Here is a 21,998-nt window from a genome sequence, read left to right as displayed (position 1 = left end):
CGTCTTCCCCGGAGGGCCGCCGGCCGCCGCAGCGGCGACGGCCGGCGGTCGGGCCTCACGGGGCGAGGCTCGCGTACACGACCACGTCGCGCCGGTAGTGTCCCGACGCCGGGTCGAAGGCGCCGCCGCAGGTGATGAGGCGCAACTGCGGGTCGGGGGTCGCCCCGTAGACGTCCTCCGTCGGGAAGTCCGTCTTCGGGTACGACCGCACGTGGTCGACCGTGAAGGCCGCGACCCGGCCCCTCGCGTCGGTGACCTGAATCCGGTCGCCCGGCCGCAGAGACCCCAGCCCGGTGAAGACGGCCGCGCCGGTACGGGAGTCGACGTGCCCCGCGATCACGGCGGGCCCGGGAGCGCCCGGACGGATGCCGTCCCCGAACCACCCGGCGCGCGCGGGGTCCCGAGGCGGCCGGAGGCGGCCCTGCGGGTCCGTCGACAACCGCTCCAGCAGGGTCCGCACACCGAGGGCGGGAATCCGCAGCATGACCGGCTCGGCGTACGCGCCCGTCCGGCCGCCGGTCGGAGGGACGATGGGGGAGAGGTCCGCGGGCGGCTTCCCGGCGGTCGGCCTGACGGCGGCCGGCGGAGTCTCGGCCCGCGGCGCGGCGGGCGAAGGGGCTCCGGGCGACTGGGCTTCGGCCGGCGGACCGCCGGGCAGCGGGATCAGCCGGGCGGAGGTCGCCCACGACGGCGGTGCGACCGGCCCGGCGAGGCCGCCGAGGCCCGTTTCGACGCTCCCGCGCGGCGTCCGGCGCGGCGCCGTGGCGTCGCGCAGGTCGAGCAGCCGGGGCGCCGACGGCCCGTCGAGAACCACGAGCGTGTGGATGGAACCGGGGCGCAGCGACAGCCGTGCCGTCAGCGGAGTCCCGGACCCGCTCGCGACGCGAACGGTCGTCGTGCCCGCCCGCATCGGGCGGTACGCGGTGACGGCGGGGAACCGGAGGCCGTCGGCGAGCGGCCGGTCGTCGGCGGTGACGGTCACCGCCGGCCGCTTGAGCGACGCCTCGATGACGCGCAGCGCCGAGCGTCCGGGCGGCACGGCGAGCGCGTCGTCCAGGACCCTGAGCGTGATTCCCTTGTACGGGCCGAGGCCGGCGACGGTGTAGGCCTCCCGCGCGCGGACGCGGACGCGGGCCGACAGGACCGGCGGGCTGGACGCCGCCGCGTCGGCGGGCCGCATCGCGACGGTGTAGGCGCCGCCGCTGAGCCGCTGGTACGGCGAGAGGTCGCCGTAGCCCACGTGTTTCAGGACCAGACGCGGCGTGGTCCGTCCCTCTTCGTACAGGTAGACGTCGACGGCGGGCGTGTCCGGTGACAGGTGTGCGAGCCGGAGGTAGCCGTCGCCCGGGGCGGCGAGCGCGGAGGACGACCCCGGCAGCGCGACGCCTAAGACGGTGACGGCGACGAGGACGGCGCCGCGCCCGAAGAGGCTCCGGCCGGACGGCTGCGGGGGGCGGGTGGTCATGAACGGCCTCCTGACGGCTCGCGCCCGCGACCGGCGCGGGCCGGGGGCATCGACGGGGGGAACGGACGCGACCGGGATGACCCGGCCGATCCTGCTCTGCGTGAAGTCTTCCTCACGGATCGCCGTCATGTCCCGTGATCGAGCTGATGCCCCTCTTCTCCGTCCCGCGCCGATCGCGCCCAGCCGCGATCGGGCCGCTGTCCTCGCGCCCGCGATCGGGTCGCCTCCGATCGGGCCCGTACGGGGGCGCCGCGCGGGCGCTTCGGCCGCGATCGGGCCGGTGTCCCCGCGTCCGGGATCGCGTCGGCGTCCTCGTCGTCGATCAGGCCGGGTGCGGGTCGGCGACCGGCGGTGGGCATGCGCCACGGCCGGTCGCCGGAGCCGTACGGTCGCTCAGCCGCCGTTGATGAGCCGCGTGGCGAGGTCCGGGCTGAACTGGCCGGCCGGGATGCCCTTGCCGACCCCGCAGGGCCCGTCGGAGTCGCCGGGGACCTTGACCCACAGCAGCATCTCCGCGCCGCCGCCGGTGCGGGACGGCGTACCGAGCTTGCGGCCCGCCGGGTTGCACCACTCGCCGTTCTTGGAACCCTTGCCGTTCCGGCTGGTGTCGACGACGAAGTGGCGCGTGTAGCCGTACTTCGACTTGAGCGCCGCGTTGACGGCCTTGGAGTACGAGACCGACTGGGCGGTCGTGTAGTAGTTCGAGACGTTGACGGCGAAGCCGCGGACGCTGCCGACGCCTGCGGACCGCAGCCGCTGCGCCATCGTGGCGGCCGGGATCCACTTGGCGTTTCCGGCGTCGAGATAGGCCCAGGCGCCCGGTGCCTTGGCCTTGAACTGGGCGGCCGCGTAGCTCAGCAGCGACAGGCGGGTCTTGCGCTCGCCGTCGTTCGGCAGGCAGTCCAGCTGCGCGACGGCGTCCGGTTCGATGACGACGACGGCGGGCCGGCTGCCGATGCCCGCGGCGAACTTCGCGATCCATGTCCGGTACGCCGCGGCGCTCCCGGCGCCGCCCGAGGAGGCGCCGCCGCAGTCCCGGCCAGGGATGTTGTAGGCGACGAGGATCGGCAGCTTCTTCTTGGCCTTGGCCGCCGCCGTGTAACCGGAGACGGCCTTGGTGATGTCGCCGCTCCAGTTGCCGAACCAGCGCGCCATCGGCTTCGTGGCGATGGAGGCGTTGATGCGCTTCGCCCGTGCATCTCCGCGGTGGTTCTTGACCCAGGTGGCGGGGTTGGAGCCCGGGTCGACGTAGAAGCCCTTGGTCGCCGTGACCGGGTTCCCGGCGGCCGCGGCCGCGACCCCTCCGGCGGCCCCGTCGTGCTCGGCGGTCGCGCCTGCCGGATGACCGGACGAACAGGACGTCGCGAGTGCGGCCAGGGCCGCGAGCGCGACGATGCCGTCGCGGCGCAACGCGCGTGTCATGCGTTTCCTCCTCAGCGGATGCCCCCGAGAGACCGTTTTTGATCTTGAGGGACCCTAGCGGCCGTGTCGGCCGGAATCCCGAGATATCGCACAAAAGGGCCACCCGCCCCCGCGAGGGCCAGGGGCGGGCGGCGACGGAGCGCGGCCGCCGGGCCGGGCGGCGACCTCGGCGGACACGTTCCGCCCTTCCAGTCGCCCGGGGGACTGAGAAGGTTGCCGCGAATTTTCCAGGGGTCCGCAGAAACGGTCATTCGCCTCATTAACCACTCACGGTGACGAATGAGTGGGTACCGGGATGGCCCAGGGGGGCTATTGCCACGAACGCGCGATCTGTGGTGGCATTTGACCCGGTTAGGGATCTTGAATCTGTTTCACGTAATGCCTGCGATGACCGGTGAGGCCCTTCATGCGTTCCCCCAAGCGTTCCGGCAGGTGGTCCCTGCGGACGAGGCTGCTGGTGATGGTCCTCGTGCCCCTCGTCTGTCTGGCCGGGCTGTGGGCGTTCGCCGCGTTCCTCACCTCGCGCGACGCCCTTAACAAGTACGAGGCGTCGACCGCGTACAACGAGGTCGCGCTGCCCGGCGCCGCGCTGTCGGCCATGCTGCAGCGTGAGCGCGTGGCCTCCGCCGTCCTGCTGAGCTCCCACGGCCGGCAGGGGCGTGATGAGGTCGCCCAGGGCCGGGCCGCCGCCGACGCCGCGGAGGCGACATTCCGCAAGTCGACGCTTTCGGGCAGCGCCCGGCGCTCCATCAGCCCCACGACGAAACAGCGGCTCAGCGACCTGTGGCTGCAGCTCGACGGGCTGACCAACCTGCGCGCGCAGGTCGACTCGGGGTCGCTGGACTCCCTGCGGATGATCGGTGACTACAACACCCTGATCGAGTCCGTGATCCGGGTGTTCAGCACCATGATCGTCATCAACGACTCCGAGATCTACCAGCAGGGCACGGCGCTGGTCTCCTCGACCATGGCGCGTGAGCTGGTGATGCGCGAGGACGCCATCGTGACCTCGGTGCTCGTCGGCAGGCACAAGCTCACCGCCGCCGCGTACGCCATGTTCACGCAGAGCGCGTACAACGAGCGCTACCTGTTCGATGCGGCGCGTGCGCAGCTGAAGCCCTCGCTGCGGGCCCCGTGGGACGAGGTAGCCGGCGCCGAGTCCTTCACGACGTTCCGCGCGCTGGAGCAGGCGATCATCGACTCGCGCCCCGGCTCGCGGCTGCCGGGGCAGGCGATCGGGGAGTGGCAGCCCACGGTGACCCCGCTGATGACCATGTGGGCGAAGGCGACCATCGACGCCGGTACCGCGCTGACCAACGAGGCCAAGCCGATCGGTGACCGGATCATCCGCCTCCTCTACCTCGCCGCGGGCATCGGTCTCTTCGCCATGGCGATCTCGATCGTGGTGTCCGTGCTCTTCGGCCGCGCGCTCACCCGGGAGATGTCCGGTCTGCAGCGCGCGGCCCTGGACCTCGCCGAGGAACGCCTGCCGAAGGTCATCAAGCGGCTGCGCCGCGGCGAGGACGTGGACGTCGAGGCCGAGAGCCCGCCGGTGGAGGTCGGCAGCAGCAAGGAGGTCTCCCGGGTCGCGGACGCCCTGAGCGCCCTGCAGCGGACCGCCGTCGAGGCGGCCGTGGGCGAGGCGCGCCTGCGGAAGGGGATCAACCAGGTCTTCCTCAACCTGGCGTGGCGGAACCAGTCGCTGCTCCACCGTCAGCTCGCCATGCTCGACACGATGGAGAAGCAGGCGCGCGACCCGGACGTCCTCGACGACCTGTTCGCCCTTGACCACCTCACCACCCGGATGCGGCGCCACGCCGAAGGCCTGGCGATCCTGTCCGGTGCGGCGCCCGCCCGCGGCTGGCACAACCCCGTGGGGATCCGCGACATCCTCCGGGCGGCGGTCGCCGAGGTCGAGGACTACACGCGGGTCGAGGTCGAGGCCGCCACGCCGGCCGCGCTCGACGGAGCCATCGTCGCCGACGTGACGCACCTGCTGGCCGAGCTGCTGGAGAACGCCACGGCGTTCTCCCCGCCCACGACGCAGGTGCAGGTCCGGGGTGAGCTCGTCGCCCACGGCTACGCCGTCGAGATCGAGGACCGCGGCATCGGCCTGGACGACGAGGAGCTCGCCGAGGCCAACGAGCGCCTGTCGAATCCTCCGGAGTTCGACCTGCTCGACAGCGACCGGCTCGGCCTGTTCATCATCGGCCGGCTCGCCGCGCGGCACGGGATCCGCGTCACCCTCGGCCGGTCCCCGTACGGGGGCGTCCGGGCGGTCGCGCTGATCCCGCCGGAGCTGGTGGCCGGTGACGACGGCGTCGACTACGAGCACACCTGGGCCGACGAGTCGCCCGTCGAGGCGGCCTGGCATTCCGTCGTGCAGGTCGAGGCGCCCGCCGAGCCGCCGCTGCCCTCGCTGACCGCGCCTCGTGAGCTCGCCGCCGCGGTCGACCACTGGGCGGACGGCCCCGTGTGGTCCGACGGGGGCGCCTGGGAGCGCCCGGACTGGGCCGCGTCCGACTGGGCGGATGAGGACATCCAGACGCCGTACGAGGGCTGGACCGACGACGACGCGCCCGAGCTGCCGAGGCGCGTCCGCCAGGCCAACATGGCACCCCAGCTACGCGACGAGTCGACCTGGTCGGAGCCGCCCGCCCGCGACGCCGCCACGACCCGTCCGCCGGAGGAGACCCGGTCGCTGATGTCATCGCTGCAGGAGGGGTGGCAGCGCGGCCGCCAGGCTCCGGACCTGGACGATTGACCGGCGAAGCGGGAGAGGCGAATGCTCGATACCACGGGTGAGCTGAACTGGCTGCTCGACGACCTGGTGGGACGCGTCGCGCGTGTGCGGCAGGCGATGATCCTCACCGGTGACGGGCTGCCCATGGGCATGTCCCAGGGACTGGACGCCGCGGAGGCCGAGCGGTTCGCCGCGCTGGCGGCCGGGTTCCACGGGCTGGCGCGCACGGTCAGCGAGCGCGTCGAGGGCGGGAACATCCGCCAGACGGTCATCGAACTGGAGAAGGCGTTCCTGTTCGTGGTCGCGGCGGGCGACGGCACGTGCCTGGCCGTCGTCAGCGAGGGCGACGCGAACATCGGGCTGATCGCGTACGAGATGGCGCGGCTGGTCAAGCGGGTCCGGCGTCACCTGGCCACCTCCGCGCGGTCGGCGGCCGGCAGACCGGACGGAATACCGGGTGGAGCGTGATCCCCGTTGACCGCGCCCAAGCGGCGGTGGTTCGACGACGCGGCGGGCCCGATCGTCCGTCCCTACGCGGTGAGCCGGGGACGGACCCGGGAGTATGGGGAGACGCTGGACCTGCTGGCGGTCATCGTCGGCAGGGCGCCGGCGTGGGAGGACCGGCGGTGGCTGGATCCGGAGCACCTGCGGCTGCTCGGCCTGTGCCGGCGGCCGGTGACGGTCGCCGATCTGGCCTCCGAACTCGGACTGCCCCTCGGCGTCATCCGCGTTCTGCTGGGAGATCTTCACTACTGGGGCCTGATCAGCGTGCGGCCTCCGCAGACGCATGTGTACGCGCACGACGAACGGATACTCAGGATAGTGCTCAATGAGCTATACACACTTTGATCCGGCCGTCGCCGAGCCGGAGTCGCAGGTGGCCATCAAGCTCCTCATCGCCGGAGGGTTCGGAGCGGGCAAGACCACACTGGTCGGCACGGTCAGCGAGATCCGGCCGCTGCGCACCGAAGCCCCCCTCACGAGCGCGGGGGTCGGCGTCGACGACATCGTCGGGGTCGAGGGCAAGGAGACCACGACGGTCGCCATGGACTTCGGGCGCATCACGTTCCGGAGCAACGTGGCGCTGTACCTGTTCGGCACCCCCGGTCAGCAGCGCTTCTGGTTCATGTGGGACGAGCTCGCCAAGGGCGCGGCCGGCGCGGTGGTCCTCGCCGACACCCGGCGGCTCGCCGACAGCTTCGCGGCGATCGACTACTTCGAGCAGCGCGGGCTGCCGTTCGTCGTGGCCGTCAACTGCTTCGACAGCGCTCCGCGGTACGACGTGCACCGGGTCCGTACGGCCCTCGACGTCGACCCCGACGTGCCGATCATCCTGTGCGACGTACGGCGCCGCGAGTCGGCCAAGCTGGTCCTGGTCTCGATCGTCGAGCACGCGCTGCGGCTCGCCGGTCGGCGAGCCCCGGCGAGGTGACGGCGCGCCGACCCGCACCGCGTCGACCGGGGAACGAGACGGAAGATTCATTATTTGAACATCGTCTCGGTAACGATCAAAAATTGTTTGATCGATTTCCATGGCCGAGCAGGATTCGGTACTGTTCTACCGTTTTATGGCCCGCATGCATGATCGCTTGCGCCCCCCGACAGCGACTCATGAAAGGACGCCACCCTTGGGTACCGCAGTGCTTCCCCTCGCATTGCCGCCCTGCCGCGTGATCGCTGCCATGAGTGCCTCCGCGGATGTGGGAATGTGAACATCTTCCTATGGATCACCCTGCTAGCCCTCGTGTCCCTGGTACTCGCCGTCCGGGGCCGCCGCCGGTCCGCGGCGCCCGCCCCTGAGCCGGAAGACGGGTACCCCGAGTCGATGACCGCCGTCCTGCCCCCGGGCGACGAGGAATACCTCGCCTGGCTGGCCGATCATTCTTGGCCGGCCGACGAATATCTTGATCTCGAGCGAGACTGGCGCACCGAACTCGCGTCGATCGCCGTTCATGTCGATCAAGACGGCCCAGTTTGTCCTGGTTGCGAACGCCCAGGCGATGATGTCTGGCCTTGCCCGAATTGTGGGCTTTTGGTGCATTCGACGTGTGGTCACGGAATGCGCCGCAGAAAGATCGCCAAGCCCTACCGTACGCGCGACATGGACTCCGAGTCGGTCGTCGCCGAATGGGTCTGCTGCCGGTGCGCCTCGATCGTCGGGCTCGACGTGGACCGCGGCGACGAGGAGACCGGGCACGACCTCCACCAGTGACCGGCACCGGGCCTCCGTCATCGCGGGGGCCCGGCCTCTTTCCCGGCGGGCGTTGACGTCCCCCGCGCGCTCTGCTTACGGTCGTCATACCGACCGGTCGGTATGCTGACGATCGGGCATCCGCGGCCGTACCGGCCGCCTTGGCGAAGGGACGGCGATGGACTTCGCGTTCGACCAGACGACCATCGAGTACCGCGACCGGCTTCTCGAATTCATGGACTCCCACGTCCGTCCCGCCGAGCCCGTCTTCGCCGCGCAGGCCGCCGAGCTCGCCGGCACCTGGTCCACGCCGCCGGTCATCGAGGGGCTCAAGGCCGAGGCGCGCGAACGCGGCCTGTGGAACCTCTTCCTGCCGCACAAGGAGTACGGCGCCGGGCTGACCAATCTGCAGTACGCCCCGCTCGCCGAGATCACCGGCCGGTCCCCGCACATCGCGCCGATCGCCCTGAACTGCGCGGCGCCCGACACCGGGAACATGGAGATCCTCTCCCTGTTCGGCACCCCGGAGCAGAAGGAGCGGTGGCTGGAGCCGCTGCTGGACGGCGCGATCCGCTCGGCGTTCTGCATGACCGAGCCGGCCGTCGCGTCCTCCGACGCGACCAACATCTCCCTGCGCATCGAGCGGGAGGGCGACACGTACGTCCTGAACGGCCGCAAGTGGTGGTCGTCGGGCGCCATGAGCCCGGCCTGCGAGATCCTCATCGTGATGGGCGTGACCGACCCGGACGCCCCGCCGTACCGCCGGCAGAGCATGGTGCTCGTGCCGAAGGACACACCCGGCGTCACGGTCAAGCGCGGCCTGACCGTCTTCGGGTACGACGACGGCACCCACGGCGGCCACGCCGAGATCGACTTCGAGGACGTCCGCGTCCCCGCGGCCGGCGTCCTGCTCGGCGAGGGCGAGGGATTCCGCATCGCGCAGGAGCGCCTGGGCCCCGGGCGGATCCACCACTGCATGCGCGCCATCGGCATGGCCGAGCGGGCGCTCGAGCTCATGTGCGAGCGGGTCGTGTCCCGGGCCGCCTTCGGCGGCCCGATCGCCGACCAGGGCGTCGTGCAGGACTGGATCGCCGAGGCGCGCATCCGGATCGAGCAGGCGCGCCTGCTGGTCCTCAAGACCGCCTGGCTGATGGACACCGTCGGCAACAAGGGCGCCCGCGTGGAGATCTCGGCGATCAAGGCGGCGGTGCCGGAGATGGCGAGCTGGGTGATCGACCGGGCGATCCAGGCGCACGGCGGGGCCGGCGTCTCACAGGACTACCCGCTCGCGGACCTGTGGGCCGGCGTGCGCACCCTGCACCTGGCGGACGGGCCCGACGAAGTGCACAAGCGGTCGATCGCCCGCCGCGAGCTGGCCCCCTACCGGGGGAGATGATGGCCTCCGGGGACGACCGCCCGCTGCCGGAGCGGCTGCTGGCGGTGGCCACCCGGCTGTTCGCCGAGAGCGGCTACGAAGGCACCTCCGTGCAGGAGATCGTCGCGGCCGCCGGCGTGACCAAGGGGGCGATGTACCACTACTTCGCCGCCAAGGACGATCTCCTGTACGAGATCTACCACCGGCTGCTGGCGCTGCAGACGGAGCGGTTGCGGCGGTTCGCGAGCGGTCAGGGTCCGGCCGAGGAGCGGCTGCGCGCCGCCGCCGTCGACGTGATCGAGACGAGCCTCGCCCACCTGGACGAGGTGACCGTCTTCTTCCGCTCGATGCACCTGCTGCCGGCCGAGAAGCAGAAGGCGGTACGCGCCGAGCGGCGCCGCTACCACGAGTGTTTCCGCGCGCTGGTCGAGGAGGGCCAGCGGGAGGGGACCTTCCAGGCCGGGGTCCCGGCGGACCTGGCCGTCAATTTCTTCTTCGGCGCGGTCCACCAGATCAGCACGTGGTGGCACCCCGACGGGCCGCTCGACGCGACCACGGTGGGCGACTACTACATCGGCCTGTTCCTCGACGGGCTGCGGACCGGGAGTGGCGTGTTCGAGGGCCGATGAATCTTTCGCCGCCGCTGCGGTAGATGGAGGACATGCGGAAACTCTCATTGGACGCGGTGAGCCGAGAGCAGCTCGAACGTGCCGTCGCAGGGTCGGCCGGCCGGAGCGCCACGACCGTGTACGGAGGCCATGAGCGCGCGCTGAGGCAGACCGTCGTCGCGCTCAAGGCCGGTTCGACGATGGACGAGCACGTCAGCCCGGGGGAGGGGACCGTGCACGTCCTGCGCGGGCGCGTCCGGCTCCTCGCCGACGGCGACTCCTGGGAGGGGCGGACCGGGGACCTGATCGCCGTGCCCGACGGCCGGCACAGTCTCGAGGCGCTCGAGGACTCGGCGATCCTCCTCACCGTGGTGAAGCCGCGCGAGGGGGCCTGACCCGGACGAAAGCCGTGTTGGAAAATGTGTGAATTATGTTCGGATGTCTGCCTTATTGACAGTTTGAGTGTATTCGGGCCTTAATTATCGCCATCTGAACCGGGTGCCTCCGGGAGCGGCAGGCGTGACCAGGGAGTTGGCGTCATGAGGGCGGACTCAGATACGGGCTCGACCATGCCCGGTGCCGGGATCACGAGACGCGCGCTGCTGGCCGGTGCGATCGCCACGGGAGCCGGAGTCGCCGGAGTCGCGACGGCGAGGACGGCGACGGCCGAAGAGGCGGACTCCCGCGCCCCCGAGAGGACCTGGGCCGTGATCTCACCGCGCGGGCGGCTGCACGCCCGGCTCGGATGGGGACCCGCCGGCCTGACCTGGGCGGTGAGCCTGCGCGACCGGCCCGTACTGCTGCCGTCGGCGCTCGGGCTGCGGCTGGATTCGGGCGCCGTGCTCGGGCCCGGCGCGAGGCTCACCGGGTTCCGCCGTCACCGGATCCACGGGGACTGGACGCCGGCGTACGGGCGGCGGGACCGGCTCACCGAGGAATCTGCCGAACTCCGGGTCGACCTGGTCGATCCGGCGACGAACACGGCGTTCAGCGTCATCCTGCGCGCCTATGACGACGGCGTCGCGCTGCGCTATCTCCTGCGGGACGCTCCCGGAGGCACCGTCACCATCGCCGGCGAACAGACCCGGTTCCGCTTTCCCGCCGGAGCCGCGCTGTGGGCGAGCCGCGACGAGTCGGACTACAGCGCGGTGTCCCCGGGCGCGATACCGGTCTCGAGCAACGGAGCCGGCGACAACGGCCCCCTCGCCGACATCCCTGTCACGGTGCGGCTGGCCGACGGCGGCGCCGCGTGCATCGCCGAGTCGGCGCGCGAGCACTACCCACGCCTGCTGCTCGCCTCGGTGCCGGACGACGCCGGCGCCGTGGTGTCGTACCTGGCCACCTCCGCGCAGCGCGGCGGCGGGCCGATCCAGTCGACGTTCTCGGTCGCCACGCCGTTCGCCTCGCCCTGGCGCACCCTCATCGTGGGCGGCAGCGCCGCCGACCTGGTCGACCGCGGTGACCTGGTGACCACTCTGGCGCGGCCCAGCCTGCTGACCGACACGTCCTGGATCAAACCCGGCAAGGCGTTCCGCTCCAACCTGACGACGGCCGAAGGGCTGGCGGCCGTGGACTTCGCCGCGAAACGCGGACTGCAGTACGTCGAGTTCGACGCCGGCTGGTACGGCCCGGAGAGCAACCCCAGCTCGGACGCGACGCAGCCGATCCCGGCCCTCGACCTCCAGCAGATCATCGCGTACGGCCGTGGCCAGGGCATCGGCGTGATCCTCTACGTCAACCGCATCGCCGCCGAGCGCCAGCTCGACCAGATCGCGCCGCTCTACCAGCAGTGGGGCGTGGCCGGTGTGAAGTTCGGGTTCCTCCGGGAGGGCACGCAGGAGCAGAACGACTGGATCTTCAATTCGATCCGGACGTTCGGCGAGCACCGGCTGCTGGTCAACACCCACGACGACCTGCGGCCGGCGGGGCTGGAGCGCACGCTGCCCAACTACATCACGATGGAAGGCGTCCGCGGCAACGAGCACTTCCCGACCGCCACCCACAACGTGACACTGCCGTTCACCCGGAACGTGGCCGGCCCGATGGACTACACGATCTGTTACGCCCAGTCCCGGGACCAGACCACCGGAGCCCACCAGCTCGCCATGGCCGCCGTCTACTACAGCGCGCTGGAATGGATCTACTGGTACGCCAAGCCGGGCCAGTTCGCCACCGGGTACCCGGAGCTGTCGTGGTTCGACGCGATCCCCACCACCTGGCAGGAGAGCCGGACCCTCAGCGGCGACATCGGAGAGCACGTCGCCATCGCCCGCCGGAACGGTGACACCTGGTTCCTCGGTGCGATGACGAACGAACAGGCCCGCACCATCGAGGTCGGCACCGACTTCCTGGAACACGGCGAGTGGCAGGCGCACGTGTACGCCGACGGCGCGGCCGCGAGCGCTCCCCACGGCACACCGGTGGTGCTGTCGGAACGCACCGTCCGAGCCGGCGACACGCTGCGGCTCGACCTCGCGCCGTCGGGCGGGCAGGCCATCCGCTTCGAACGCCGCTGACGCCCCGCCCCGGCTGAGCGGCATACGCGACACCGGCCCGGGTGCCCCGGCCCGGACCGGATCCTCCCCCTGGACGGGGACCCCTGAAGGAGTGACATGCGCGGACTCATCCCCCGCGTCGTGGCGGTGCTGCTCGCCATGACGACCACGCTGGCCGGCGCGGCCGGCGCGTCCGCCGAGAAGGGCGACGACCCGCCCGGCCGGCCGGCGGGACCGGGCACGGTCGACATCGTGCCCGGCGCCGCCTGGAACGACCAGAACGGCGAGCTGGCGCAGCTGCACGGCGCCGGCATCCTCAAGGTCGGCCACACCTACTACGCGTTCGGCGAGGACAAGGTGGCGGGCAGCGCGTTCACCGCCGTGGCCTGTTACTCCTCCACCGACCTGGTGTCCTGGACCCGGCACGCCGACGCGCTGTCCCGGCAGGCGAGCGGCGACCTGGGCCCGAACCGCGTGGTCGAGCGGCCGAAGGTCATCTACAACGCCACCACGCACCAGTACGTGATGTACATGCACATCGACTCGCCCAACTACGGCGACGCCCGGGCCGGCGTGGCGACGAGCGCCACCCCGTGCGGGCCGTACGACTACCGGGGGAGCTCCCGGCCGCTCGGCCAGCTCAGCCGGGACCTCGGCCTGTTCCAGGACGACGACGGCACCGCCTACCTGCTGTCGGAGGACCGCAACAACGGCCTGCGCGTCGACAAGCTGTCCGCCGACTACCTGTCGGTGGAGTCACCGGCGGCCGTGCTGCCCGACCGGGAGTCGCCGGCCATGGTGAAGGTCGACGGCACGTACTACCTGTTCGGTTCGAAGCTGACCGGGTGGAACACCAACGACAACGACTACGCCACGGCAGCCTCGCCGAACGGGCCGTGGTCCGACTGGAAGCCGTTCGCGCCGGTCGGCAGCAAGACGTTCAACTCGCAGACCAGCTTCGTCCTGCCGGTCACCGGACGGCACGGCACCATCTACGTCTTCATGGGCGACCGCTGGTACGCCAGCCATCTCCACGACTCGGCGCCGATCTGGCTGCCGATGTCGATCGGTGCCGGGAAGGCGTCGCTGAACTGGCAGTCCTCCTGGCGGCTCGACGTCGCCGACGGCACCTGGGAACCCCAGCGTACGGACACCGTCCATGACGCCGCCTCCGACGGCACCTTCTCCAACGGAGCCCAGGTGGTCACCTGCTCGGCCTGCTCGGGCGGTACGGCGGTGGGCGGAATCGGCGTCGGCGGCGGCCAGACCTCCTACACCTACGACGACGTCGACCCGGCACTGCACTACAGCGGCGCGTGGACCCACGCCGCCAACCAAGGGTGGACCGACGGCGACTACGGCAACAACGAGTCCTTCAGCGTCCAGGCCGGCGACACCGTCACGGTCGGATTCAAGGGCACGGCGGTGCGGTGGATCGGCCCGAAGAACACCAACGGCGGTATCGCCGACGTCTACCTCGACGACGCGAAGGTCGCCACGGTGGACACCTACGTCGCCGGCGGCAAGAGCTTCCAGCAGGCCCTGTACGCCAAGTCCGGCCTCAGCGACGGGGACCACACGCTGAAGATCGTCGTCACCGGCCAGAAGAACGCGGCCTCCACCGCGGCGACGGTGGTCGTCGATGCCATCGACCTGCCCAGCGGGAACGCTCCGCCTCCCGCCGGCGTACTGCGGATCGACCACGTCGTCGCGCCCCGGCCCGGGGACTACACGCTCAAAATCACCTATGTCGACTCGGACCCGGCCAACCGGTACGCCTACCTGACGGTCAACGACGACGCACCGATCAAGCTGGCCTTCCCCACCACCGGGACCAACGCGACCAACGTCGCGGTCGCCCGCGTGCGTCTCAAGCCGGGGAGCGACGGTAACGTCCTGCGCTTCTCGAACGACGACGGCCCGGCACCGGTGATCGACACCGTCGCCGTGCCACAGCCGCAGCCCTTCGACTGACCAGGTGGGTCCGCCCTCCTCACGCACCCCAGGCGTCGAGGAGGGCGTGCCGCGTTCGCGTCAGCACGAGGCACTGGCTGCTTGCACTTCGCCGAGCGCTCGCCGCATGACTTCGCTGAAGTCGTCGTCGTTGGCCGTGTCGCTCCAGCGCTCATAGGCGATCTTAAAGGCGAGCGCGCCCAGCTCCGCGGCCACGCATGACGCGAGGTCGGGAACGCCGCGCCGCTTGAGCGCGTCGGTCATCGACGCGGTGAGAGCGAGGCCCTTCAGCGCTTCGCGCTCTCGCAGTTCCGGGCTGGCGGCGATCACTGTCCGCCTCTGGGCGCTGAACTCGCGGCGAGCGGGGGTGAAGACTTCCCTCCCGACCGCGTCCAGGGCATGAGCCACCGTTTCAAGCGGGGTGGCGGTCGCCGGCGCTGCGACTACCGCCTCGCCGAGCAGCCCGGTCATCCTGTCGCCGCCGAAGAGCACTTCCCGCTTGTCCGAGAAGTGTCGGAAGAAGGTGCTCTTCGTCAGCCCCGCGCGCTGCGCGATGTCGATCACCGTCGTGTTCTCGTAGCCCCGCTCCGCGAACAGTTCGAGCGCGGCCAGGGCCAGCCGCTCTGATGCGTTCGGTTGCCAGCGAGCCATGAGAAGAGTGTACGGCACTTGGTCCCGTCACTCGTGTATGGTGATAGGACCAAGTCCCATCACCTGTCTGCTGGAGGTCCCCCATGAGCCGAGCCGTCATCTATGAGACGTTCGGAGGTCCCGAGGTCCTGGAGTTGCGAGAGGTTCCGGAGCCGCACGCCGGCCCGGGCGAGGTCCGCGTCCGCGTGGCGGCCGCCGGGCTGAATCCCATGGACTGGATCCTCGCCTCGCGGCCCGAGGCGGCGGAGCAGTTCGGCATCACCGTGCCGTCCGGCTTCGGATACGACTTCGCCGGCGTCGTCGACGAGGTCGGCGACGGCGCCACGGGTTTCGCCGTGGGCGACCGCGTCTACGGCGGCGCGCTGGGCAGAGCCGTCGCCGACTTCGTGGTGGTGAAGACGCCTACCTCGGCGTCCGAGGCGCTCTTTCATACGCCGGATGGCATCGGCGACGAGGTGGCGAGCACGCTGCCGGTGGCCGGCCTCACCGCCGCCGCCGCTCTGGCGGCGATCGACCTGCGGTCCGGCGACACCGTCCTGATCGGCGGCGCCGCCGGCGGCGTGGGCGTGTTCGCCGTACAACTCGCGAAGCTCGCCGGCGCCACCGTGCTCGGCACGGCCTCGGAGGGCACCTTCGAGTTCCTGCGACAGTTCGGTGTCGAGCCCGTGGCGTACGGCCCCGGACTGGCGGACCGGGTACGGGCATTGGCTCCCGACGGAGTGACCGCGGCGACCGACCTGTACGGCACGGAGACGGCCGAGACCGCGCTGGCGCTCGGCGTACCGCCCGAGCGGATCTCCACGATCGCCGCAGGCCCCAACCCTCCCGGCGGCGTGTGCGCCACCGGCGGCTTCGACGCCGGGCCGGACGCCGTGGAGCGGATCACCGACGCGATCCTCGCGGGTAAGCTCACCGTGCCCATCGCCGCGACCTTCCCGATCGAGAAGATCCGCGACGCCGTCACGCTGCAGTCCGGACGCCACGTCCACGGCAAGATCGTGGTCACGCTGTGATCAGTGGACGAGAGGCACCAGTTCAGTCGAGGATCGCGGTGGCTTCGATCTCGACGAGATGGTCAGGAACGTCGAGTGCCGCAACACCCAGAAGTGTGGTCGGCGGCACCGGGGTGACCTCCAGCCGCGCGGCCGCCCGGGAGATCCCCTCCAGGAGGGCGGGCATCTTGTCGGGGGTCCAATCGACGACATAGAAGGTCAGTTTCGCAACGTCGTCGAAGGATCCGCCGACCTCGGCGAGGGCGGTGGCGACGTTGAGGTAGCACTGCTCGACCTGGGAGGTGAGGTCGCCTTTGCCGACCGTGACCCCCTCGGCATCCCAGGCGACCTGTCCGGCGATGAAGACCAGCTTGGAGCCGGATGCGATCGACACCTGCCGGTAGACATCGATCTTGGGCAATCCGCCGGGGTTCACCAGAGTGATGGCCATGCTGCCTGCCTCCTTGTGATCTCTTGTGGTTACTCAGAAACCATAAGAGAGTGGTTGCTGACATGGAAGAACGCACTTTTCAGTGACTGGGGAACCTGATGGTGACCACACAGCTCAAGGGCGCCTCGGCCGACGACGCCGATCTGAGGCGCGCCGACTCCCTGGCGCGGGAGATCTTCTCGGACGTCGCCAACAAGTGGGCGTTCCTGATCATTGAGATGCTCGGTGAAGGCACCCTGCGCTTCAGCGAGTTGCGGAACGAGGTCGAGGGAATCAGCCACAAGATGCTCACCCAGAACCTGCGCATGCTGGAGCGCAACGGGCTGGTCGAGCGGACAGTGCACCCCACTGTGCCGCCGCGGGTCGAGTACACCCTCACCGAGCCAGGGCGAGCCCTCCGGGCGACGGTCGATGGAATGTGCGTCTGGACCCACCGATACCTTGGCCACATCGAGACCGCTCGCCGCCGCTTCGACACCTGACAACTGGAGCACTCCTGCGCGCAGGACCGCCACCGGTCTTACCGGTGCGCTGTCAGTCGCCATCGGTAGAACTGCTGCGTGCATCGCCCTGGACACGTCGTATGGCAGGAGCAGCCCGAATGAGAACGCAGGACCACCATCTTGAGGAGCTGTACGGTCTCCCCGCCTTCACATTTCCCAAGCCCGGCGAGACGACAAGGCTGCCTGAGCCCGACGCCGTGGCCTGGCGGATCGGCCACCCGAGGTGGGCATCCCCGGAGGTGTGGGAGAAGGACTTCGGCCGTTTCTGCGCCGAAGTCGACATCGCGCGGGTCCGCGCTCTGATCGTCGGCATCTGGGGCGACCCGGAAGACACCGATCCCTCCGAGGTCATCGAACCGCTGTTGGCCGCGCGTGACCGGCTGCCCGCCCTGCGGTCGGTGTTCCTTGGGGACATCACGGACCAGGAGTGCCACCTCTCCCGGATCGCTCAGACCGACGTCACACCGCTGCTGGCCGGCTTCCCCGCACTGGAGGAATTCGGCGTGCGCGCGGGAGAAGGCATCAGCATGGGAGAAACCCTGAGGCTGGAGTTCCCCGCCCTGCGCCACGACGCGCTGCGCAGGCTGACCGTGCAAAGCAGTGGTCTGCCGGGTGACGTCTTGCGTGGTGTGGGGGCGAGCGAACTGCCCGCGCTGGAGCACCTCGAACTGTGGCTGGGCGGCTCCGATTACGGTGCGGACTGTGAGGTGGCCGATCTGGAGGCGATTCTGTCCGGTGCCCGGTTGCCGCGGCTGCGGCACCTGGCCCTGCGCAACAGTGAGATCCAGGACGAGGTCGCCGCCGCCGTGGCGTCCGCTCCGGTGGTCGCCCGGCTCGAGGTGCTCGACCTGTCCCTGGGCACCCTGAGCGACGAGGGCGCCGCCGCCCTCCTCGGCGGCCGGCCGCTGACCCACCTCAAGAAGCTGGACCTGCACTACAACTACCTCAGCGAGCCCCTCCGGCAGCGCATACGCCAAGCGCTCGAACCCGCGGGTGTCGAGGTGGACCTCGACCAGGACGACGCCGAGGGGGACGAAGAGCGAGACATCTGTGTGGGACCAGTCAGCTACTGAACCAGCTGCTGTCGCACCTGGCACACATCGACGCGGCCCGCGCCACGTACGACGCCCGCCCCGACACCTCGTCCGCCCAGGGCCTGCTTCTGGGCGAATGGGAGTGAGGCGCAGACGCCTCTCATCAGGGGAAGGCCGTCATCGGTCGGTGTCACGCCGGAAGCTCGCGCGGTAGTCCCTTGGGCGTCGTCCGGTGTGCTTCGCGAAGAGAGCGGCGAAGGTTCCGGCGTCTTTGTACCCGACTGCGGCGCAGATGCCGGCGACGGTTCGGTCCGTGGTCTCAAGGAGGTGGCGGGCGCGACGGATCCGCGACGACTGCAGGTACTCCAGCGGGCTCTGGCCGGTCTCGTCCGCGAAGCGCCGCAGCAGCGTCCGGGTGCTGACATTGAACGTTTCCGACAACGCGGCGAGGTCGTATCGGGCGGCGAGGTTCTGGTCGAGCCGGCGCATGACCCTGCGGGAGAACTCGTTTCCGGGCGGCGGAAGAAGTCGCGCGTCGACGTAGGGAGTCTGGGATGACCGCGCGTCGTCGACGAGGGCCAGCCGCGCGGTCGTCCGTGCCACGCCGGCGCCGCTGTGCTCGCGGATCAGTTCCAGCGCGAAGTCGTACATGGCGCTGAAGGCCGCCGTCGTCGTGACGCCCTTGTCGGTGACGACCAGACGTTCGGGTCGGACATCGGCGTCCGGGCAGCGTCGAGCCAATTCGTCCGCGAAAAGCCATGCCGTGGTGGCCTGGCGCCGGTTGAGCAGTCCGGCCTCGGCGAGCAGGAACGCACCGACACAGATCGAGACGACGACGTTGCCCGTGGCCGCGTGTGAGCGGATCACGGCGACTTCAGGGGCGAGGGCGGCGAGCTTGGCGTCCACGTCGAGGCCCGGCGCGAGCTCGAAGCCGGGCACGACAAGGACGTCGACCTCGCGCGGCGGGCGGACGGCCAGCGCCGCACCGCCCGATGCGGCGACGCGACGACGAGGTGAAACGATCGACACCTCGTAACCGGCGCGGTCCGGGCCGGCCACGCGCGTGGCCATCGTCAACAGATCGGGCACGCCGAACACCTCGGACGCGAAGCAGCCCGGATAGGCCAGGACGCCAACCCGCAGTGCGCTCACGCCCGCCTCCTCGCCGCCATGCCTCTGGCGAGATTACCCCTGTACATGGCGATCTGGCCTATCGCCTTGTGCGCGCGCATCAGTCCACGCTGTCACCATGAGTGCTGAGAACGAACGCCTTGACGACGCGATCACGGACTTCTCCCGTCGGCTTGTGGAAGTGGACGGGGTGGTGAAGACGGTCTACGCCGCGGGTAGCGGGCCGGCCGTCGTGCTGATGCCGGAGATGCCTGGCATCAGCCCTGACGTCCTTCGGCTGGCGCGGTGGGTGCGGGACGCGGGCTTCGCCGTCTATGTCCCCTCGCTCTTCGGGGTCGACGGCGCCTATCCGACGGCCGAGGGCGGCAAGGAGGTCGTCCGCCGTGCGTGTGTCAGCGCCGAGTTCCGGGCGTTCGCCGGGGGCGGCACCAGCCCTGTCACAGCGTGGCTGCGCGGACTCGCGCGCCAAGCCCACGCCGAACACGGCGGTCCGGGAGTCGGCGCGATCGGACTGTGCTTCACCGGCAACTTCGCCCTCACCATGGCGCTTGAGCCGGCCGTCATCGCGCCAGTGGTCAACCACCCGTCATTGCCGCTGGACGACCCCGCCGGACTGGAGATCAGCGACGAGGACGCGCGAGCGGTCCAAGAGCGGGTCGCGCGCGATGGACTGAAGGTTCTCGCCTACCGCTTTGACGACGACCGCTGGTGCACCGGCCAGCGCTTCGCCGCCTACCAGGCACTCCTCGGCGACGCCTTCGACGGTCGCGTCCTCGCGGGCGGTTCTGCCAACATCGACCCGCCCCCGTTCTTTCGCGATGTGGTCGAGACTCCCCACAGCGTCGTCACCGCCCACCTCATCGACGAGGACGGTCATCCCACGTTGAAGGCCAGGGACGAGATCCTCGCCTTCCTGACCGACCGATTGAACCCGTCTGGACACTCTGAGGGCAACGGTCAAGCCCTTTAGAGTGCCTGTTTCCGTCGTTGAAAAGCCCCGCCGCCGATCGCCGTACGACCGGCTGATCCGCTGCCGGGACATATCGCCACGAGTCCATCGGCGCCGCAGGTCGCCGGTTGGCCTATTCGGCGACGGCGCGCTCGCATCCCTCTCGTCGACCCGCCATAGGAACGCTCGTACTTTTCAGAGCCTGCGGAATCGTGGTGAGCATCGGTGCATCGGATCAGTCTTTCGGCAGGCCGATCCGAAGGGCGTGACCAGCATGGACCTCACCCGAGCGTACGAGATTCCCCGCAGGTTCGATCTTAAGATGTTCGCTTACGCGGAGAACGTCTATCTCGTTCGTAATCTGGTTGATCAGGCCGTTGACACCTGGGGTCTTTCCGGGAAGACGGTCTCCAACGTCGAAGCGGGACGTAGAAAGATCGATGAGAGGCAAGCGAAGATCATCGATCGTCACTTCCGGACCGGCGGCCTCTTCGAGCTCCTGCTCTGGTACGCCCAAAACGGCCACAACCCCGACTGGGCCCAGTCGGTCACCGCGTACGAGGTCATCGCCCGACTGATCAGGATCTATCAGGGTCAGTACATTCCTCCCCCGTTCCAGACCGAGGACTACGCGCGAGCCCTGCTGCTGGCCAGAAGCAACGTCGGGGATCTCGAGGGGACACTCCAGGCAAGGATGGACCGGCAGGCCGCGATTCTGGACAGGCCCGATCCGCCCTACGTTTGGGCGCTGCTAGACGAGGACATCCTGGATGACTGCATCGGCGGCGCCGAGGTCATGCAGGCACAACTCCGGCATCTGCTCGAACTGATACAGCGGCCGCACATCTCCATCCGCATCATCCCGCGCTCGGCGGGTGCCCATATCGGAAAGGATGGTCCGTTCCGCATCATCACCCGGGATATTGCCTACGCTGGAGCAGCGCGAGGCGGTCGGCTCATTGAGATGTGCGGCGAGGTCGAAGAGTTCCGGCTGGACTTCGACCTGATTGGGCAGAAGGCAGCGTCCGACGACGCCTCACGCGCCCTGATCGAGCGGCGATTGGAGGCCATCGAGTGGCGATGCAGTGGCGGAAGAGCTCCCACAGCGGAGGCGTCAACGACGAGGCATGCGTCGAGGTCGCGCCGGTTACCTGGCAGGAGGCCGTCGACTTGACGGCGCAACCCACGGCCGACGACAACGGCCGCTGACCGGCGCGGCCTGTGCCAGCGAAGCTCACGGCGTCCGAGGATGCCGCGCGTCCTGATCGAACGGCGATTGGAGATCAGCGGATGGGCGCAATGGCGCAAAAGCTCAGTCAGCACTGCGGTCAACGACGAGGCGTGCGTCGAGGTGGCGCCGCTGACCTCCCAGGAGGCCGCCAGTCTGACGGCGCAATTCACGACTGACGCCCCGCCTGTAAGCTGACCCCCTTCGCGATCTTGAGAGGGGACGGCGGATGGGCGGGGCCGCACGGCGATTCGGGCGTACGGCACGCGTGTGGCTCGTTTCGGGCGTGGTCGTGGCGGCGATGGCGGCCACAGTCTCCTCCGAGACCACGGCGCCCGCGCCTTCCGGCCTTTCCGTTCCGAAGTACGTCGTGTCGGTTGGGATGGGCGGCCAGGACTGGGCCCAGGTGCTCAGGCGAGCGACCCCCCGAGCACTCGAAGCGGTGCCGGTCCCGTCGCCCGGCTTCGGCCGGGCAGCGGCGGTCGTGGCGGCCGTCGTACAGCCGTGGTCCGCGACCCGCGGTCGGGGGACCAGAGGTGGTTCTGCTTCGGCCCCGGTCGTTCGCCTCGTCTGATCGAGCTGATCAAGGCCGACACGGTCGTCCTGATGGCCACTCGCGGTTCAGACCGCCGGCACGAGTGCGGCGGCGACATCGACGCGGTCTACGAGAGCGGCGGGCGCTTCATGCCAGGTCTCCCGGCCGGGCACCTCGGCTGCTCCCAAGCGCCGTGACCGGGATCGCTTCGCCTCTTGACCGTAACCGCTCACTTACCTGAGCATGGAGGTCGATCCGGAAGGCGGTGGCGT

21 protein-coding genes and 1 pseudogene are annotated in these 21,998 nt (G+C 70.1%); 17 read left to right on the top strand and 5 right to left on the bottom strand.

The annotated features are described in order from the left end of the window. Positions 1–55 precede the first annotated feature (55 nt). Both ABEA24_RS12785 and ABEA24_RS12780 read right to left on the bottom strand, forming a co-directional pair. Entirely contained in the window at positions 56–1,465 is a 1,410-nt protein-coding gene (locus ABEA24_RS12785; protein ID WP_345430968.1) for a class F sortase, read from the bottom strand. A 393-nt stretch (positions 1,466–1,858) separates the two neighbouring features. Continuing rightward, positions 1,859–2,887 carry a glycoside hydrolase family 6 protein gene (locus ABEA24_RS12780; RefSeq protein WP_345430967.1) on the bottom strand — a complete coding sequence of 343 codons (1,029 nt, stop codon included), beginning with the start codon at positions 2,885–2,887 and terminating at the stop codon, positions 1,859–1,861. Positions 2,888–3,293: 406 nt separating this feature from the next. Between ABEA24_RS12780 and ABEA24_RS12775 the strand changes: the two genes are divergently transcribed. The 10 genes from ABEA24_RS12775 to ABEA24_RS12730 all read left to right on the top strand — a co-directional run bounded on the left by ABEA24_RS12775 (position 3,294) and on the right by ABEA24_RS12730 (position 14,273). Beyond that, positions 3,294–5,651 (top strand): sensor histidine kinase, encoded by a 2,358-nt coding sequence (locus ABEA24_RS12775; RefSeq protein WP_345430966.1) that lies wholly within the window; start codon positions 3,294–3,296, stop codon positions 5,649–5,651. A gap of 21 nt (positions 5,652–5,672) precedes the next feature. Continuing rightward, the gene (locus ABEA24_RS12770) at positions 5,673–6,098 is read left to right on the top strand and encodes a roadblock/LC7 domain-containing protein (protein ID WP_345430965.1); all 426 of its coding nucleotides are present in this window, start codon (positions 5,673–5,675) and stop codon (positions 6,096–6,098) included. A 6-nt stretch (positions 6,099–6,104) separates the two neighbouring features. Beyond that, the gene (locus ABEA24_RS12765; RefSeq protein WP_345430964.1) at positions 6,105–6,479 is read left to right on the top strand and encodes a DUF742 domain-containing protein; all 375 of its coding nucleotides are present in this window, start codon (positions 6,105–6,107) and stop codon (positions 6,477–6,479) included. Continuing rightward, positions 6,460–7,062: a GTP-binding protein gene (locus tag ABEA24_RS12760; RefSeq protein WP_345430963.1), complete on the top strand. Its 603-nt coding sequence runs from the start codon at positions 6,460–6,462 to the stop codon at positions 7,060–7,062. The genes ABEA24_RS12765 and ABEA24_RS12760 overlap by 20 nt, the downstream gene beginning before the upstream one ends. A gap of 393 nt (positions 7,063–7,455) precedes the next feature. Continuing rightward, a complete protein-coding gene (locus ABEA24_RS12755) occupies positions 7,456–7,842 on the top strand; it encodes a hypothetical protein (protein WP_345430962.1) in 387 nt (128 codons plus the stop codon). Between the two features lie 157 nt (positions 7,843–7,999). Continuing rightward, positions 8,000–9,217 (top strand): acyl-CoA dehydrogenase family protein, encoded by a 1,218-nt coding sequence (locus ABEA24_RS12750; RefSeq protein ID WP_345430961.1) that lies wholly within the window; start codon positions 8,000–8,002, stop codon positions 9,215–9,217. Beyond that, positions 9,217–9,825, top strand: a complete 609-nt coding sequence (locus tag ABEA24_RS12745; RefSeq protein WP_345430960.1) for a TetR/AcrR family transcriptional regulator — start codon at positions 9,217–9,219, stop codon at positions 9,823–9,825. Before ABEA24_RS12750 ends, ABEA24_RS12745 begins: the two co-directional genes overlap by 1 nt. 32 nt (positions 9,826–9,857) lie before the next feature. Beyond that, the gene (locus tag ABEA24_RS12740) at positions 9,858–10,199 is read left to right on the top strand and encodes a cupin domain-containing protein (protein ID WP_345430959.1); all 342 of its coding nucleotides are present in this window, start codon (positions 9,858–9,860) and stop codon (positions 10,197–10,199) included. 144 nt (positions 10,200–10,343) lie between these two features. Further along, positions 10,344–12,320: a glycoside hydrolase family 97 protein gene (locus tag ABEA24_RS12735; RefSeq protein ID WP_345430958.1), complete on the top strand. Its 1,977-nt coding sequence runs from the start codon at positions 10,344–10,346 to the stop codon at positions 12,318–12,320. A gap of 96 nt (positions 12,321–12,416) precedes the next feature. Then, positions 12,417–14,273, top strand: a complete 1,857-nt coding sequence (locus ABEA24_RS12730; protein ID WP_345430957.1) for a family 43 glycosylhydrolase — start codon at positions 12,417–12,419, stop codon at positions 14,271–14,273. 60 nt (positions 14,274–14,333) lie between these two features. Here ABEA24_RS12730 and ABEA24_RS12725 read toward each other — a convergent pair whose 3' ends face one another. Beyond that, positions 14,334–14,903 (bottom strand): TetR/AcrR family transcriptional regulator, encoded by a 570-nt coding sequence (locus ABEA24_RS12725; protein WP_345430956.1) that lies wholly within the window; start codon positions 14,901–14,903, stop codon positions 14,334–14,336. A gap of 83 nt (positions 14,904–14,986) precedes the next feature. On the opposite strand from ABEA24_RS12725, the gene ABEA24_RS12720 reads away from it, so the two are divergent. Beyond that, positions 14,987–15,916: an NADP-dependent oxidoreductase gene (locus ABEA24_RS12720; protein ID WP_345430955.1), complete on the top strand. Its 930-nt coding sequence runs from the start codon at positions 14,987–14,989 to the stop codon at positions 15,914–15,916. A gap of 22 nt (positions 15,917–15,938) precedes the next feature. On the opposite strand, the gene ABEA24_RS12715 is transcribed toward ABEA24_RS12720, so the two are convergent. After that, positions 15,939–16,346: a RidA family protein gene (locus ABEA24_RS12715; RefSeq protein ID WP_345430954.1), complete on the bottom strand. Its 408-nt coding sequence runs from the start codon at positions 16,344–16,346 to the stop codon at positions 15,939–15,941. A gap of 98 nt (positions 16,347–16,444) precedes the next feature. Between ABEA24_RS12715 and ABEA24_RS12710 the strand changes: the two genes are divergently transcribed. Next, positions 16,445–16,828 carry a winged helix-turn-helix transcriptional regulator gene (locus tag ABEA24_RS12710; RefSeq protein WP_345430953.1) on the top strand — a complete coding sequence of 128 codons (384 nt, stop codon included), beginning with the start codon at positions 16,445–16,447 and terminating at the stop codon, positions 16,826–16,828. 119 nt (positions 16,829–16,947) lie between these two features. Further along, positions 16,948–17,922 carry an STM4015 family protein gene (locus ABEA24_RS12705; RefSeq protein WP_345430952.1) on the top strand — a complete coding sequence of 325 codons (975 nt, stop codon included), beginning with the start codon at positions 16,948–16,950 and terminating at the stop codon, positions 17,920–17,922. A 138-nt stretch (positions 17,923–18,060) separates the two neighbouring features. Here ABEA24_RS12705 and ABEA24_RS12700 read toward each other — a convergent pair whose 3' ends face one another. Beyond that, positions 18,061–19,035, bottom strand: a complete 975-nt coding sequence (locus ABEA24_RS12700; RefSeq protein WP_345430951.1) for a GlxA family transcriptional regulator — start codon at positions 19,033–19,035, stop codon at positions 18,061–18,063. Positions 19,036–19,132: 97 nt separating this feature from the next. Between ABEA24_RS12700 and ABEA24_RS12695 the strand changes: the two genes are divergently transcribed. From ABEA24_RS12695 to ABEA24_RS12685, 4 genes and pseudogenes are all read left to right on the top strand, one after another. Then, on the top strand, positions 19,133–19,984 hold the full coding sequence (locus tag ABEA24_RS12695; protein ID WP_345430950.1) for a dienelactone hydrolase family protein: 852 nt from the start codon (positions 19,133–19,135) through the stop codon (positions 19,982–19,984). Between the two features lie 253 nt (positions 19,985–20,237). Beyond that, a pseudogene (locus tag ABEA24_RS12690) lies at positions 20,238–21,008 on the top strand (DUF5753 domain-containing protein); the annotation flags it as partial. 35 nt (positions 21,009–21,043) lie between these two features. Continuing rightward, a complete protein-coding gene (locus tag ABEA24_RS53500; RefSeq protein ID WP_425551175.1) occupies positions 21,044–21,172 on the top strand; it encodes a DUF397 domain-containing protein in 129 nt (42 codons plus the stop codon). A gap of 40 nt (positions 21,173–21,212) precedes the next feature. Next, positions 21,213–21,389, top strand: a complete 177-nt coding sequence (locus ABEA24_RS12685) for a DUF397 domain-containing protein (RefSeq protein ID WP_345430949.1) — start codon at positions 21,213–21,215, stop codon at positions 21,387–21,389. Positions 21,390–21,998 lie beyond the last annotated feature (609 nt).

It is taken from the genome of Actinoallomurus vinaceus, from assembly GCF_039542055.1.
GTDB classification, from domain to species: domain Bacteria; phylum Actinomycetota; class Actinomycetes; order Streptosporangiales; family Streptosporangiaceae; genus Actinoallomurus; species Actinoallomurus vinaceus.
Note: the sequence above shows the minus strand (reverse complement) of the source record. Positions and strands in the feature narration are given on the sequence as shown.